The 15,606-nt window shown below is 47.2% G+C and carries 11 protein-coding genes; 8 read left to right on the plus strand and 3 right to left on the minus strand.

Annotated elements, in window-relative coordinates; all coding sequences use genetic code 11:
- Positions 1–52: 52 nt before the first annotated feature.
- The gene (locus ACS5WU_RS04175; RefSeq protein WP_046444049.1) at positions 53–1,375 is read right to left on the minus strand and encodes a sensor histidine kinase; all 1,323 of its coding nucleotides are present in this window, start codon (positions 1,373–1,375) and stop codon (positions 53–55) included.
- Complete coding sequence (locus ACS5WU_RS04180; RefSeq protein ID WP_465088962.1) at positions 1,368–2,117, minus strand: LytR/AlgR family response regulator transcription factor; 750 nt, start codon at positions 2,115–2,117, stop codon at positions 1,368–1,370. The genes ACS5WU_RS04175 and ACS5WU_RS04180 overlap by 8 nt, the downstream gene beginning before the upstream one ends.
- 184 nt (positions 2,118–2,301) lie before the next feature.
- On the opposite strand from ACS5WU_RS04180, the gene ACS5WU_RS04185 reads away from it, so the two are divergent.
- The 3 genes from ACS5WU_RS04185 to metE all read left to right on the plus strand — a co-directional run bounded on the left by ACS5WU_RS04185 (position 2,302) and on the right by metE (position 7,233).
- Positions 2,302–3,798, plus strand: coding sequence for a carboxylesterase/lipase family protein (locus ACS5WU_RS04185; RefSeq protein WP_302759939.1), 1,497 nt, complete (start codon positions 2,302–2,304; stop codon positions 3,796–3,798).
- Between the two features lie 122 nt (positions 3,799–3,920).
- Positions 3,921–4,841 carry a LysR family transcriptional regulator gene (locus ACS5WU_RS04190; RefSeq protein WP_302759940.1) on the plus strand — a complete coding sequence of 307 codons (921 nt, stop codon included), beginning with the start codon at positions 3,921–3,923 and terminating at the stop codon, positions 4,839–4,841.
- A 112-nt stretch (positions 4,842–4,953) separates the two neighbouring features.
- On the plus strand, positions 4,954–7,233 hold the full coding sequence (metE, locus tag ACS5WU_RS04195) for a 5-methyltetrahydropteroyltriglutamate--homocysteine S-methyltransferase (protein WP_465088963.1): 2,280 nt from the start codon (positions 4,954–4,956) through the stop codon (positions 7,231–7,233).
- 105 nt (positions 7,234–7,338) lie between these two features.
- Here the strand turns inward: metE and ACS5WU_RS04200 are convergent, their stop codons facing one another.
- Entirely contained in the window at positions 7,339–8,184 is an 846-nt protein-coding gene (locus ACS5WU_RS04200; RefSeq protein ID WP_046444053.1) for a site-specific integrase, read from the minus strand.
- A gap of 259 nt (positions 8,185–8,443) precedes the next feature.
- On the opposite strand from ACS5WU_RS04200, the gene ACS5WU_RS04205 reads away from it, so the two are divergent.
- The 5 genes from ACS5WU_RS04205 (at position 8,444) to ACS5WU_RS04225 (ending at position 15,599) form a co-directional block, all read left to right on the plus strand.
- Positions 8,444–9,205, plus strand: a complete 762-nt coding sequence (locus tag ACS5WU_RS04205) for a DeoR/GlpR family DNA-binding transcription regulator (protein WP_052740532.1) — start codon at positions 8,444–8,446, stop codon at positions 9,203–9,205.
- Positions 9,206–9,600: 395 nt separating this feature from the next.
- Positions 9,601–12,024 (plus strand): glycyl radical protein, encoded by a 2,424-nt coding sequence (locus tag ACS5WU_RS04210; RefSeq protein ID WP_302759942.1) that lies wholly within the window; start codon positions 9,601–9,603, stop codon positions 12,022–12,024.
- A gap of 18 nt (positions 12,025–12,042) precedes the next feature.
- Positions 12,043–12,957, plus strand: a complete 915-nt coding sequence (locus tag ACS5WU_RS04215; protein ID WP_320606887.1) for a glycyl-radical enzyme activating protein — start codon at positions 12,043–12,045, stop codon at positions 12,955–12,957.
- Positions 12,958–13,336: 379 nt separating this feature from the next.
- A complete protein-coding gene (locus tag ACS5WU_RS04220) occupies positions 13,337–14,509 on the plus strand; it encodes a sugar ABC transporter substrate-binding protein (protein ID WP_059108678.1) in 1,173 nt (390 codons plus the stop codon).
- Between the two features lie 70 nt (positions 14,510–14,579).
- Positions 14,580–15,599: an ABC transporter permease gene (locus tag ACS5WU_RS04225; protein WP_082674771.1), complete on the plus strand. Its 1,020-nt coding sequence runs from the start codon at positions 14,580–14,582 to the stop codon at positions 15,597–15,599.
- Positions 15,600–15,606: the final 7 nt, after the last annotated feature.

A 15,606-nucleotide genomic window follows, 5' to 3' on the forward strand; every position in this document is an offset into this window, starting at 1 on the left:
CACACGCACCCGGTAAAAGCAATATTTTTTCATGTTTCCGGGGCAGAATATTTCACTTTTTTATTTCATTCAGTACCACGCGTATTGTATAAATTCCATCATCCGCAGTAATGGTCAAAACACCTGAGTATTTTTGTACAATCATCAAAACACTTCGTATTCCGATCCCGCCTTCCGGATGCGTGGAAAGGGGAAGGCCCTCATTGTCAAAATCAATGGTTCCGGTGTATGGATTTTTTATCTGCATGGCCAGAACGCCCGGCGTATATTTGACCAAAATATCGATCTGTTTTTGAGCAGGCAGATTGGCGCAGGCACAAACAGCATTTTCAACGCAGTTGGCAAGCACTGCGCATAGCTCGGTTTCATCGATTGAAAGTTTATCCGGAATCTCAGCATGGATACACATATCGATTCCTTTTTGAAGGGCCGCGGTATGATAAGAAGACAAGACGGCGTTTGCGGCGCTGTGACTGCAAAAAGCTTCAAGCGTCATGTTCTCCAGTGAAGATTGGGTTTTATGCAGATATAAAAGGGCCTTTTGTGTTTCACCCTTTTGCAGGAAGTCGGAAATGACCGCAATATGGTGACGCATATCATGACGATACATCTTTGTAAGCCGTATATTTTCCTCCTGCAACACAAATTGTTTTTTTTGCGCCTCAAGCTGTGTTTTCATAAGTTCTCCGTCCCTTTGATGACGGATCGAATTTCCCGTTTCGCGAAAAATAAGGTAGAGGACTGCAATCGAAAAAATCGAAATCGCAAGTAAGGCGACTGCGGGCGGGATATTGCCCGGATATATCAGGATATTGATGGGGGAATAAATCAGGTAGGTAAGCAGAACTGCAATAGAAAACGGAAGCAGCCAGATAAACGACCAGTATTTATGGATGCTGTGTGTAAATTCCAGAGCGGGCTTTCTTATGAACCGAAAAACAAGGATAAGAATTGGCACAAATATAATAATACGCACGAGGAGGTCTGCGATCACGGAATGATTTGCAAGACGTACGTATAGCCCGGAAAGTGTGATCACATAGAAAAAGATAATGCCAATGCTCCACATGGTAACGATCTGGAAAAACGATCCGCGCGATGTGATATGCAGCAAAATAATTGTCGGCAGGAAAGCGGTAAAGAGTATGCTCCAAAGCGACAAGCCTTGGTCCCCGGATGGCAGGAAAAAGATGGAAAGCATAAAAATAACGACATAATATAAGGCCGAAATGATAATCGTAATGCGTTTTTTGAAACGCAGCTCTGTAATGGCCCGCGTAAAGATAAAAAACATGATAATCGTTGAAAAATTACACAGAAATTGCAGGGCGGCGGTTTCCGGCAAAGAGCCGGATGGGGTGAACAATTCATTCACAGGAGCAGTCCTCCCCGGACGTCATAAACAAAAAATCAAGGTAATGCCTTTTGATCTGCGGGTAGTTTTTTTTCGAGACGGGAACCCTGAGATTTCCTATCAGCGTAAGGTCTTTGGAAGAAATTGCGCTGGCGCAGTTCAGGTTAACAATGTAAGAGCGGTGGGGCATTACGAAGCGGCTGTCGCAGGACAGCGTTTTAAAAATATCGGAAATACGCGCGTAAAAAACGAGCGTACTGCCCTCTTTTTTGTGCAGGATCTGCTTATGGTCCATGCTTTCAATATAGGCAATATCGCAATAACGAATCCGTTCTATGCCGGAGCTTGTCTTGATAACAAGACTGTTTTCTGTGCGGGTATGCAGCGCCTCGAGCGCTTTTTTCATGACCACATAAAATTTATCCTGTTCCACCGGCTTGAGCAGATAATAAAATGCGCCGACTTCATAAGAAGAAATCGCAAATTCAGGAGATACGCTTAAAAAAATAATCATACAACTTTCATCGCGCAGGCGTATCTTTTTTGCCAGTTCTATTCCGTCGCAGCCGGGCAGGAGCACATCCAAAAAAAGAATATCAAAGGAGTGCCCGGCGTTGACGCTTTCAAGAAGACTTGACGCGTCATAGAACCTGGCGACGCAGTAATCGAATTCGTCATGGTAGGTATTGGAAAATCTTTGAATCAGTTCATGGATATAGGTAAGGTCTATTTTATTATCATCACAAATTCCAAATTGAATCATACATACCTCCCTATCATATTATAGCACATCTGTATTTTTACTTTGGGGCTTTTACGTTAAAAAACGACCTTTTTACGCAGGTATGATTTATAAAAATAGGCGTTACACAAATCCTGTTTTGGTGTAGTATAATGGATATAGCGTAAATAATGGCAAGATAAAACCGTTATGCGGTTTGAAAACAATGGAGTGGATGATAGTGCGCAAGTACGTGGTGGAAACAAGCATTGGAAAAGTGAAGGGAACGGATGACGAGGGCGTTTTTGTATGGCGGGGGATTCCTTATGCAAAGCCCCCGGTTGGCGCTTTGCGATTTGCACCCACACAACAGGCCGAGGCGTGGAGCGGGATTCGTGACGCTGTGGAATTCGGGCCGATTTGCCCGCAGCAAAGCAGGGTGCGGGGCAGGTCGTCGGAGGATTGCCTGTACCTTAATATATGGTCTCCCGCTGCTGACGGCCAAAAGCGTGCTGTGCTGTTGTTTATTCATGGCGGATCGTTTTCCAGCGGCGCAGGGAGCGAGCGGATGTATCACGGCGCAAAGCTTTCGCGGTTTGGCGATGTTGTTGTAGTGACGATCAATTACCGCGTTGGGCTACTTGGTTTTCTGGATTTTTCATTTCTGGACGAAGATTTTCATCCTAATTGTGGATTATATGACGTTGTGCAGGCTTTGAAATGGACCAAAGAAAACATCGCGCAATTTGGGGGAGATCCTGACAATATCACGGTTTTCGGCCAGTCGGCAGGAGGGACGATTACCGCGACGCTTCCAACTTTGCCGGCGGCGAAGGAGCTGGTATCAAAATGTATCGTTATGAGCGGATGTCCGGCGCTTCTACAGGATAAAGAAGAATGCGTGAATACCTCGCGCAGCTTTTTGGAATGCACCGGGCTTCATAGCGCAAAGAAGCTGATGGAAACACCGGCCAGCGCGCTTGTCGCGCGGGAAAAAGAATTTTCCCGGAGGTGCGGGCTTGGCGTAGGGACCTTTCGCATCGAGATTGACGGCGGGTTTGTCCCTGAGTTTCCGATCCCTGCGGTTAGGGACGGCAGCGCGGGGAAAATACCGATGCTGATTGGCACCACAAAAGAGGAAATGGCTTTTGTCCTCATCAAACCGGTGGCAAAGGCTCTTGATGTGGAGGGCATCATGAGCGCAGGTGTTAGTATGGAAAGCAAAGAAACCAAAGACCGGACGCCGAAGGTTTACCAGCAGGTGTATCAAAACAGCCGTCTTTGGAAATCTATGATGTATACGGATATGGCGTTCCGTATAGGTAGCGTTTGGTATGCGGAGCAATACGGACGGTATGCTGATACGTGGATGTACCGGTTTGATTATGAAACTGCGGCGATGAAAGCAAGCGGACTGCACGCGTTCCATTCGAGCGACCTGCCGTTTGTATTCGGTAATTTTGATGCGAGCATGGCGAGGCTGATTATGCTGTTGACTCCGTCAAAAAAGAGGGCCAGAAGCGTTTCACAGGAAATACAAAAAGACATTGTGACGTTTGCCAGGAAGGGAACGCTTGCGTGGGAAAAATGCCGGGAAGGACACACGCCTGCGAAGTGTTATAATAAAGAACACGCAATAAAACCCATGATAGAACCTGAAATCAGGGAGCAGTATGAGCATACAAATTTCAAAAAAGTGATTTTCCAGAATGCAAAAAGATAGCTGGAAGGTGTACGGTAAGTACAAAAAAGCGGGCGGAACAGTTTAAAGCTGGTTAATCCGTATTCGCGGCCGGGACGATTGAATCGTTAATTATTATTGGATGCGAAACAGGAGAGCATAAAATGACGTTGCAACAACTGAAATACATGATTGAAATTGTCAATTCCGGTTCGATGAACGCAGCAGCGGAAAAGCTTTTTATTACACAGCCGAGTCTTTCGAGCGCGGTTCGCGAACTGGAAAAAGAACTGGGGATTGAGCTGTTTGTACGCTCCAATCGTGGAATTGCGTTATCTGCTGAAGGCGCGGAGTTTTTGGGATATGCGCGCCAGGTAACAGAACAGCTGGAGCTTTTGGAGCAAAGGTATAAACATTCGCGGCCCATCCGCAGGGTATTTGCCGTTTCCACCCAGCATTATGCGTTTTCCGTCAATGCTTTTGTCAACCTGATCAAGGATTACAGTCATGATGAATACGATTTTACATTGCGCGAAACCAGGACAAACGACATCATCGAGGATGTGAAAAATTTACGCAGTGAACTCGGCGTTCTTTATTTAAGTGATTTCAATGAAAAAGTGATGATGAAAATTTTCAGGGAAAACTCCCTTGCGTTTCAATTGCTGTTCGAAGCGCAGCCACATATCTTTATCAGCAAGAGCAATCCGCTTGCAAACCTTGATGAGGTTACGCTGGACGATTTGAAGCCATATCCCTGCCTCTCTTTTGAACAGGGGGTATATAATTCCTTCTATTATGCGGAGGAAATCCTCAGTACGATTTACCATCCCAAAACGATTAAGGTCAGCGACAGGGCGACGCTCTTCAACCTGCTCATTGGGCTTGACGGATATACGATTTCCACCGGGATTCTCAGCGAAGACCTCAACGGCCCGAATATCGTTTCGGTTCCACTTGGTAGCGGCGAAAAGATGCGCGTCGGTTATATAATCCGCAAGGGCACTGGAATGAGTGCGATGGCGACAGCGTATGTTGAAAAGCTGCGGCATTACATTAAGGAATATCAAAATAACCGGCTATAGAAAAAAACTATAACCAATTAGAAATTATAAGAATTACTCAATACCAAATCTTCTGTGATATATTGATAATAATTAAAAATATCATTAATGAAACAGGAGGTTTTTTGTTGCCATGAAAACATCGGTAATCGGGTACCCGCGTATTGGCGCGAACCGCGAATTGAAGTTTGCTTCAGAGAAATATTTTCGGCAGGAAATTTCAAAAGAGGAGCTACAAACACAGGCACGAAGGCTGCGTAAACTGCACTGGGAAACCCAGAAAATGCACGGGGTTGATTTGATACCGTCCAATGATTTTTCTTTCTATGATACGATTTTAGATACGGCGAACATGCTTGGGATTGTTCCACAGAGATATCAGGCGCTTGGACTCAACAGGCTTGAAACTTATTTTGCCATGGCGCGCGGATATCAGGGAAATCATGGCGACGTTAAGGCGCTGGCCATGAAAAAGTGGTTCAATACGAATTATCATTATATGGTTCCGGAAATCGACGATGAAACGGAAATCCGTTTGACGAATAATAAGGTTTTGCGCGAGTTTTTGGAAGCGAAAGGGCTTGGCATTATGACAAAGCCTGTTATTCCCGGTGCGTTTACCTTTCTGAAGCTGGCGCGTTTTACTGGGAACAGGACCGCAGAAGAGGTCGCTGAAGCGGTAGCCGCCGTATATGGAGAACTGGTGGCTTCGCTTGAAGAAAATGGCGTGGAGTGGATACAATTTGACGAACCTGCCCTTGTAATGGACATGACAGCAAAGGATATTTCTCTATTCCAAAAATTATACAAACAGATACTGGCGTCCAAAAAGGCCGCGAAATGTCTTCTGCAAACCTATTTTGGAGATATCAGGGATTGCTATACACAGGTGATGGAGCTTGCGTTTGACGGCATAGGACTGGATTTCGTAGAAGGCGAAAAAAGCCTTGAACTGGTTTTAAAACAGGGATTTCCATCCGGCAAATTATTGTTTGCCGGGGTAGTCAACGGAAAAAATATCTGGAGAAATAATTACAATAAAACGGTTGAGCTGGTTCGGAGTTTGCAGGCCGTATGCCCGGAAACTGTGATTGGAACCTCGTGCTCGCTTCTGCATGTTCCATATACGCTGGATAGCGAAGAAATGCTTTCAGGCCATCAAAAACGATATCTGGCGTTCGCGCAGGAAAAGCTGGCGGAACTTGAAGAGCTCAAGGATATTTTGTCTGCGGCACACACGGAAGGGAATGCTGCGTTTCAGGAAAATATTCGTTTGTTTGATAAGCCAAGGGAATGCGGGAACGACGCGGTTCGTGAAAAGATAAAAGCTTTGCGCGATGCGGATTTTGTAAGACTGCCGGATTTTGACGAGCGAAAAAAACTGCAAAAAGAGGTTTTTGGGCTGCCGTTGCTGCCAACAACTACAATCGGTTCTTTTCCGCAGACGGCAGAAGTGCGTGCAAACCGTGCCGGATGGAAAAGCGGCGCTGTGACGGATGAGCAGTACCACGCATTTATCCAGAAAAAGATCGCGGAGTGTATCGCGCTGCAGGAAGAAATTGGCCTCGACGTTCTGGTACATGGCGAATTTGAACGGAACGATATGGTAGAATATTTTGGCGAGAAGCTGGATGGTTTTCTATTCACGCAAAAGGGATGGGTGCAATCGTATGGCACGCGGTGTGTAAAGCCGCCGATCATATGGGCAGATGTGTCGTTCCGGGGAGCGATGACGGTTCGTGAATCCGTTTATGCCCAGAGCTTGACACAAAAACCGGTAAAAGGAATGCTGACCGGGCCTGTTACGATCCTCAACTGGTCCTTCCCGCGTGAGGATATCTCTTTAAGGGAGTCGACTCTGCAAATTGCGCTGGCCATCCGCGAAGAAGTGCTTGATTTGGAGCGGAACGGAATCAGGATCATACAGATAGACGAAGCTGCGCTGCGCGAGAAGCTGCCTTTGCGTAAAACAGATTGGGACAGCCGATATCTTGACTGGGCGATCCCGGCATTCCGGCTTGTGCATAGTGGCGTAAAGCCGGAGACACAGATACATACACATATGTGCTACAGTGAATTTAATGATATTATTAAGCAGATAGACGCAATGGATGCGGACGTGATTACATTTGAGGCGTCGCGCTCGGATCTGACGATACTTGACGCCCTTGCCGCAAATGGTTTTAGGACAGATGTCGGCCCCGGCGTTTATGATATCCATTCGCCGCGGGTGCCTGAGATAGCGGAAATAGTATCCGTATTGAAACGGATATTGGAAAACGCGTCACCGTACAAGGTTTGGGTAAATCCTGATTGCGGATTGAAGACGCGTGCAGAAAAGGAAGTAAAGGCCAGCCTGGCCAATATGGTCGCCGCAGCTTTGGAAATGCGCGGGAAATCAGCACACGAATAACATGCGTTTATTCTTGCAGCGCCGGCCTTTCCGCAATATGCGGGCGACAACCGGATACAATAAATTCAGAAATAAAAAAACGGGGGTATGTATCCCCGTTTTTTGTTACAGCTTCAGGCTTGCCAGCACACGGCTTTTTTCCGCGATGCTCCTTGACGGAAGTATTTGTTTATCGGCATACATTTTGTTTCCCAGCAATTCGTTCAGTTCAAAAATATTGTTTTCGCTCTGCAGGTAAATGTATGAGAAGAACAGGCGCAATGCCCTCATTGTGAGCTTATTGTCGGAAATTTTCACCATGTTGCCCAGAATTTTAAGCTGGCGGCAGATGTAGGCGCGGTCTATGATTTTGTTGTTGCCCTTGCCGTAGAAAATGATGCCGCTGCTCATACCGTTTTCGGCGCAGTAACCCAGCAACACCTCCTGAAGATTGCGCGAGATAACGATATCCCACGTTTTATCGTTGCGGCATGCCTGGGCATAACCCTTTGTAACAGCCTCTACGGTGATAAACTCAAGGTCGCTGTAATTGATTCCTGTACCCGCGATGGTGCGGATGATATAGTAAAGTTTACTGTCTTCCCTGGAAGCAACGGCGAGTAATTTTTTGTATTCCTCGCGCGTCAGTACGTCCGGGAGATGATCGGGATGCTCCTTTTTGATGTTCTTGATACAAAAGCTGTCATAGTGCATAAAACGGAGCAAACGGTTTGTGATGCCGATAATATTTACAGCAGTGGCATTTTTGTATCTGGATTCCACATGGAATTTAAAGCGTGCAATGTCTGACTGCGAAATTTCCTGCCGTTTCATTTCATTTTCGAAATAGTCCGTCATATAAAGAAGATTTCGCGCATAAACATGAAATGTCGACTTAGCGAGACCTTTTGTACGCAACTCTTCGAGATAATCCGAGATCCCCGTTTTCAGCTGCTCCAGTGTCAGTTTCATAATTCTCCTCCTTTGTCATTTTTTTGAGATTGATCTACATATCATATGTTTTGTTGATATGTCTTTATTTTAAAGAAGAAAAAATATGAGTTCAGCCGTAAAAACACGAATTCACACGATGGTGTTGATAAAAATGTGAAAAAGAATAGAACAAACAAAAATGTATTTCAAAAATAGTTCAATGATGTGCGTTTACAAATCAAGCTGCAGGTGTTATAGTTGAAAAAACGGATATTCTCATCGCGAAGGAGGCTTATCTATGACGTCAACACAAAGGCGGATGCAGATCTTTGAAATCATGCAGGCCGAAAAAACGGTGGAAGTAAACGAGCTTGCGAAAAAATTTGACGTGTCTGCAATGACGATTCGACGCGATCTTGCGCTTTTCGAGCGGCAGGGGCTGGTGACAACAAATTACGGCGGAGCGTATATCAACCAGGGGACGGCTATTGAGCCGAGCTTTTCGCTGAAGGCCGGGCAGATGCAGCAGAATAAAAAAAATGTTGCGCGTGTGGCTGCGGAAATGGTGAAAAACGGGGATTCGATTATCATCGACTGCGGAACCACAACGCTGCAGCTTGCCAATTATATCCAGGACAAACGCATTACGGTAATTACAAATTCATGGGCAATCGTGAATTACCTCCAGTCAAACAATAAGATCAAACTGATTCTGGCCCCGGGCGAATACAGCGAAACGTCTGCGGGCGTGCTTTCCAATATGACGATTGATTTTTATAACAAGTTTAACGTGGACACCGTATTTATGGGCACGCAGGGCTTTGATGTGGAAAAGGGCGCGACTGTGCCGGATATTGAAGATGCGGGTGTAAAAAGCGCGCTTCTGGAAGCAGGCAAAAAACGGGTGTTGTTGCTCAACAATGAAAAATGGGGAGATAATTACCTGATCAAATATGCCGATGTAAGGAATTTTGACGAGATTATTACAGACAGCGGCACTGATCCGCAGCAGGTCGAGCGTGCCCGTGCCTGCGGCGTAGAGGTCATTATCGCTGACTGACAGAGAAAACCAAAGCGGGAATCATCGATTCCCGCTTTTTTTGTACCCTTTTAACAAATGGGCAGAAAATATTTCATGAAATAACATAAAAGAACAGGTTTGAAGTGCCGAAAACAGCTTATTATAATTAAAAGAACATAAAAGAACAAAAATAGTTGACATAATATGATCGATGTGGTAGGATGAAGTTACCGAAGAGATAACAGTATAAAAAATGTGAGAAATGTAGGAGCACATCCTATGTTGTCCTTCATATACGTCAAAAACGCTTTTACAGCCCGGCCATGAAAAATACCAAAATCATGCAGGCTGCATGCTCTGTCAATAAAAGGTTCTAACGATACGAACGATTCACCTTCTTTATTGACTTCGCTATAAGAACAGGAGGGTTTACAATGAATTTTTTAAGCTATGAACCAAAGGATAAAACGGTTGATTTCAGCCGAATTGAAAGAATGCAAAAGAAAATGACTGACCGCAAGGCAAGTATTTGCCCGGAACGTGCGGAGATCATCACGGAGGTTTTCCGTGAAACAGAGGGCGAACCGATGATTGTGCGCCGCGCGAAGGCACTTGACCGTATTCTGGAAAAAATGACGATCTATATTGACGACGATACGCTGATCGTCGGAAACCAGGCCAGCAAAAATTTCGCGGCGCCTGTATTCCCGGAGTATTCCTATGACTGGGTGATCGAAGAGCTTGACGAATTTGAAAAACGTACGGGCGATATGTTTTACATTACAGAGGAAACGAAGGAACGCCTGAAAGCAATCGCGCCCTATTGGAAGGGAAAAACTCATGCGGACGAGGTACAGGAAAACCTGCCGCACGATGTGAAACAGGCGCAAAAGCAAAATGTGATCCACTGCGGCGGTATCAGTATGTCGGGCGACGGACATATTATTCCAAACCATGAGATGCTGCTCGAAAAAGGCTATGGCGGACTGAAGAAAATTGCGGAGGAAAATCTCAAAAAAGAGGGACTCACGCAGGAACAAAAGGAATTTTACGAGGCTGCGGTGATTTCACTGGGAGCGGTGCTCAAATACATCAAACGGTACAGCGTGCTGGCCGCTGAAATGGCGCAGGTGGAAACCGATGAAAAACGCAAAAGCGAACTGCTTGAAATTTCAGAAATGTGCAAAAACCTTATGGAGGGCGGAGCGCGCAGCTTTTATGAGGCGGTAGAGACGATTTACCTTACGCATCTGCTGATGATGATCGAAAGCAACGGACATTCCTTCTCGTTTGGACGATTCGACCAATATATTTATCCGTATTACGAAAAGGATATGAAGGCGGGCGTAATCAATAAAGACAGGGCGCTTGAGATCATTACGCACTTCTTCATCCAGACGAACAGCATCAATAAAGTGCGCCCGTGGGATCACACGCAGTATTCAGCGGGATATCCGCTGTACTCTAACCTGATACTGGGCGGGTTGAAGCCGGACGGAACAGACGGCACGAACGACTTGTCGTATTTGTGTCTTGAAGCAATGAACCTGAACCGCCTGCCGGAGCCGAACCTCAGCGTACGCTATCACGACGGTACGCCGCGCAGCCTGATTGTAGACGCTGCAAAGCTCATCCGAACGGGCTTTGGGCAGCCGTCCATGTTTGCGGACGACGTCGTAATCCCTGCGATGCAAACGCTGGATATCGACCTTGAAACAGCGCGGGATTACGCTTCCATGGGGTGCGTCGAGGTGGCGATTCCCGGCAAGTGGGGCCACAGGGCGACGGGTATGACCTACATCAACTTTGGAAAAATTATGGAGCTTGTGATGAACAACGGCTACGATCCGGAAAGCGGCGTACAAATCGTAAGCATTACAGGCAAACAGGGCCGGGATATTGACTACAAGAGTTACGACGAAGTATGGGCCGCATGGAAAAAGCTGCTGAAATTTTATACGGACCTTGCGGTGGAATGCGATCTTGTGTGCGACCGGTCGCTGAAATATTACGATTCCGACTCCTTTGCGTCATCGCTTGTAGATTGCTGCCTCGAGCGCGGCAAGACGCTCAAAAACGGCGGCGCAAAATACGATTATGTCAGCCAGTCCAACATTGGGATGTCGGTTGTAGGCGATTCGCTTGCAGTCATTAAAAAACTGGTATTTGAGGAGAAAACCGTTACAATGCAGGAGCTGCGGAATGCGCTTGACAGCAACTGGCAGGGAGAAGCGGGCCTGCACCTGCGTAAGCTGTGCAGGAATGTTCCAAAATTTGGAAATGACGACGATTACGTAGATGAGCTGGTGGTTGATGTGTTCAATTCCTATCTCGACTTGCTGCCGGGTTATAAGACAGACCGTGCGGGGAGAGGGCCGATTGGCTGCGGATATACGATGTCTACCTCGAATATTTCATCCTATGTGCCAAACGGGATGGACGTTGGAGCGACGCCGGACGGCAGGCTTGCGGGTTCGCCGCTCAACGAAGGCGCGTCGCCCTGCCTTGGCGCAGACCTCAACGGGCCGACCTCGGTCATCAACTCTGTTTCCAAGCTTCCCAATAAGCGTATGGCAGGCGGCCAGTTGCTCAATATGAGGTTTAGCCCGGGCCTTTTGGAGGGCGAGGAAAACCTGGATAAATTTGTAGCGTTTTTGGAGACGACAAAGGGAAAAAATATTTTCCACAACCAGTTTAATATCATTGATTCACAAACGCTGCGGGCCGCAAAGGAACGCCCGGAGGAGCATGGGAACCTTATGGTAAGGGTTGCGGGCTATTGCGCGCTGTTCACCTCTCTCATGCCAGAGGCGCAGGATGCGATCATCGCGCGTACGGAATATGGTGCAAATAACTGAGAAGGGGTACATGGGAGAATGGGTAAAGCAATTGGAGAAATTTCCGTCATCCAGCGTTATGCGACAAAGGATGGCCCGGGAATCAGGTCAACGGTGTTTTTCAGGGGGTGCAATCTTATTTGCAAATGGTGCGCGAATCCTGAGCTGCTAAGCAGTGAAAAAAAGATTTTGAGCTTCGAAAACAAATGCAGGCGCTGCGGCGCCTGCACCCGGGCCTGCCCGGAGCACGCAATTACGATGGGCGGGAAAGCTGCGGTAATCGACCGCGAAAAATGCGTAGTTTGCGGTACGTGCGTAGAGGTTTGCCCTTATGACGCCTACGAGATGCTGGGCACGCAGGTTACGCCGGAGGAACTGTGCGAAAAGCTCGTACGCGACAAGGATTTTTACGATCATTCCGGCGGAGGCGTTACGTTTTCCGGCGGAGAAGCGGCCCTGCAGGGAGAGTTTATTATTGAAACGTCAAAATTGCTGCGAGACAGGGGGATTGCCACTGCGCTTGATACGGCCGGGCATCTTGCGTGGGAAAAGCTTATGCCGGTTGTGCAGGCGGTGGATTTGGTTCTGTACGACATCAAAGCGATCGATACTCAGGTCCACGAGCGGTATACGGGCGTTGCCAATGGGTTGATCCTTGAGAATGCCAAAAAAATCGCAGAGATGGGTAAGGATATGATTATCCGCATGATTGTGGTGAATGGGATCAACGATTCGCCTGAGGAAATTGAAAACAGGCTTTCGTTTATCAAAGCGCTTGGACAAAGCGTCATAAAAGTGGATATTCTGAATTATCACAATCTTGGAGAAGGAAAATATAAAAGCCTTGGAATGCCCTATGGGCTTGCAGGTACGCTGCCCTGTCCGGATGAAACAATGCAGCATATTCTAAATCGGGCGAAGGAACTTGGGCTGCCTGCGGTCATTGAATCGTAATGAACAAAAACAAACAGGAAAATTATTTTATCATCGGATAATTTTCATGAAAAAAGAAGAAAGAACAAAATAAAACATTAAGTATTGACAAGTTATGTGCGATATGTTACGATGAAAAAAACAAAAGAGAGGGCGTTAAGCTCTCCGTGAAAAATCAAAATCCAATCTGAAAAAATCGAAGTACTATTTCAAAGAAGAAAAGTAAAAACAAAATAAAAAGCGTTTTGGAAACGGACGCAATGAAATCATTCTACAGGATTCGTTTAAATTTTCCAAGTACTAAGGGATAAAACTTGTGATATAAAACGAAGCGCATGGTAACTTTTACTGAATTTTAGTCGTAATGACTTTAATTAAAAAACCAAGGGAGGAAATATGGATGAAAAAATTTAGGATTGTGGCTATGGTCTTACTTGTGCTTTTTGCACTGACGCTTGGAGCTTGCGCACCTGCGGAAACAGCTCCGTCAGCGGAAGCATCGGCAGACAGCGGCAGCAGCGCTCAGGCTTCGCCGGCATCAGAGGAGTCAACAGACGGCGGCGCAGCTACCGGTGAGAAGCTTTTGGTAGGCGTATCGATCCGCGGGCTTGAAGACCAGTACTATGTACAGGTTAAGGAAGGCGCAGAGATCTTCGTAGAAAAGCTGAATGCAGAGGGCGTGGACGCGGAACTGCAGATTCTGGAATGCCAGGGGCAGGATGAAAAGCAGGTCAACGACATCAAGAGCCTGATTGCAAAAGGCGGCAAAAATACGATTCTCTACGTAGATCCGAACAATGCGCCGGTTGCCGCGGTTGTAGCGGACCTGTGCGAAGAAGCAGGCGTATACTGGTCAAGCGTATGGAGCATGGCTGACGGCGTATATCCCACGGATTACGAATACTATGTAATGCACCAGACGCCGGACGACGAACAGGCCGGTTATGAGATTGCCAAAGAAATGTTCAAACAGTTCCCGACGCCCAACGAAGGAAAAGTACTTGTCCTGAACGGACTGCTTGCAAACAGCTCGCCTCTTGCAAGGCAGAAGGGCGTGCACAAGGCGGTTGAGGAAACACCCGGCGTGGAAATCCTCGACGAACAATCCAGCAACTATGTTGCGGCGCAGGCGTTGTCCGTGACGCAGACATGGACGGCGAAGTATGGCGACGAAGCAAACGGCCTGTGGGCGGCGGACGACGCGACATGCCTGGCGGCTGTAGAAGCGCTCAAAGCAAAAGGACTCAACGGTAAAGTACTTGCATGCGGCGTTGACGGCATTCCGGATGCGATATCGGCAATCAAAAACGGCGATATGGCGGCGTCCTACGCGAGCAACGGCTGGCTGCAGGGCTTCTATGGTCTCGCATTCCCGTATGCAGCATACACCGGAGAGATCAAGACGAGCGAGATGGATCCCGGCCAGAGAATGTTCTACACAGAAGGATATCTGCTGACGCCGGACAATGTGGAAGAATATGAAGCGAACTTTACCAAGGAAAAATTAGCTGAAGAATTCGACAGAAGCAAAATGTATGATATTATTGCCCGCCCGATGGAAATAGGCGAATAATATAATCGGTGCGCGTGTGGGAGCGGCTTCCAGCTCCCGCGCAGTGCATCACACAAGTGGGGTAACGCAAATGGAAACAAATCACATGAATACCACGAATACGATTGCGCAGGAATTTGCAGCCAAAGTCCAGAAGGAACAGAAAAAAGGAAAGATCGTACAGTATGCGCCAATTCTCATCCTGGTAGCGCTGGTAGTGGTTTTTTCAATATCGGCAAACGGCTTTTTTACACCTGAAAACCTGACGGCAATCCTGACACAGCTGGCAATTCCGCTGGTATTATCGATCGGTGCGACATTCGTCATTATTATGGGCAGCATCGACTTATCCGTAGACGGTATGATGGCATTCTGCGGATGCGTCGCAAGCGTGCTGATCGCAAACACAAAAAACACAATGAACATGGGAATCTGGGGTGTGGTGATCGCAATCGCCACGGGCGCAGCGTTTGGTTTTCTGGCCGGATTCCTGTATGTAAAGCTGCGCATACCATCCTTTATGGTAACGTTTGGCCTTACAAACGTAGGTGCAGGCCTTGCGGTTATTACCTATAACCTGGAGCCCGCAACCGTAACGGACGAAGCGTTCCGAAACCTGGCCCTTATAGATATCGGACCGGCTCCGGCTATTACCTATATTGCAATCGCAGTGTTTGTGGTTGCGCTCATATTGCAAAAATATACGCCGTTTGGCAGATACGTATATGCAATCGGCGATAACGAACAGGTTCCGAAGATGGCTGGAATCAACGTAAATAAGGTCAAAATACAGGCGTTCATCTGGTCCGGGATTTGCATCGGCATCGCAGGCGTTCTGATGCTCGCGCTTCTTGGACGCGGCGACGTGACGATGGGCAAGGGGCAGCTGTTCCCGGCGCTTACTGCGGTCGTTGTCGGCGGTACGGCAATGAGCGGCGGCCGGGGCGGCGTTGTGAACACGCTGATCGGCGCACTGATTATGACAGTACTTCGAAGCGGATTGATTATGTTCGGCGTTAACCAGTATTTGCTGGTGGGCGTGCAGGGCGTCATCATACTGATTGCAGTCGCAGCGTCGGTAGCAAGAGGGAAGAAGATCATCAACAAGTGATATGAAG

It is taken from the genome of Christensenella sp. KGMB01412, from assembly GCF_055522415.1.

What these genes read in the sequence shown, in the direction of transcription:
- ACS5WU_RS04180 (WP_465088962.1), bottom strand. Translation starts at nt 2,117, where the DNA reads ATGATTCAATTTGGAATTTGTGATGATAATAAAATAGACCTTACCTAT.
- ACS5WU_RS04185 (WP_302759939.1), top strand. Translation starts at nt 2,302, where the DNA reads ATGGAGTGGATGATAGTGCGCAAGTACGTGGTGGAAACAAGCATTGGA.
- ACS5WU_RS04190 (WP_302759940.1), top strand. Translation starts at nt 3,921, where the DNA reads ATGACGTTGCAACAACTGAAATACATGATTGAAATTGTCAATTCCGGT.
- metE (WP_465088963.1), top strand. Translation starts at nt 4,954, where the DNA reads ATGAAAACATCGGTAATCGGGTACCCGCGTATTGGCGCGAACCGCGAA.
- ACS5WU_RS04200 (WP_046444053.1), bottom strand. Translation starts at nt 8,184, where the DNA reads ATGAAACTGACACTGGAGCAGCTGAAAACGGGGATCTCGGATTATCTC.
- ACS5WU_RS04205 (WP_052740532.1), top strand. Translation starts at nt 8,444, where the DNA reads ATGACGTCAACACAAAGGCGGATGCAGATCTTTGAAATCATGCAGGCC.
- ACS5WU_RS04210 (WP_302759942.1), top strand. Translation starts at nt 9,601, where the DNA reads ATGAATTTTTTAAGCTATGAACCAAAGGATAAAACGGTTGATTTCAGC.
- ACS5WU_RS04215 (WP_320606887.1), top strand. Translation starts at nt 12,043, where the DNA reads ATGGGTAAAGCAATTGGAGAAATTTCCGTCATCCAGCGTTATGCGACA.
- ACS5WU_RS04220 (WP_059108678.1), top strand. Translation starts at nt 13,337, where the DNA reads ATGAAAAAATTTAGGATTGTGGCTATGGTCTTACTTGTGCTTTTTGCA.
- ACS5WU_RS04225 (WP_082674771.1), top strand. Translation starts at nt 14,580, where the DNA reads ATGGAAACAAATCACATGAATACCACGAATACGATTGCGCAGGAATTT.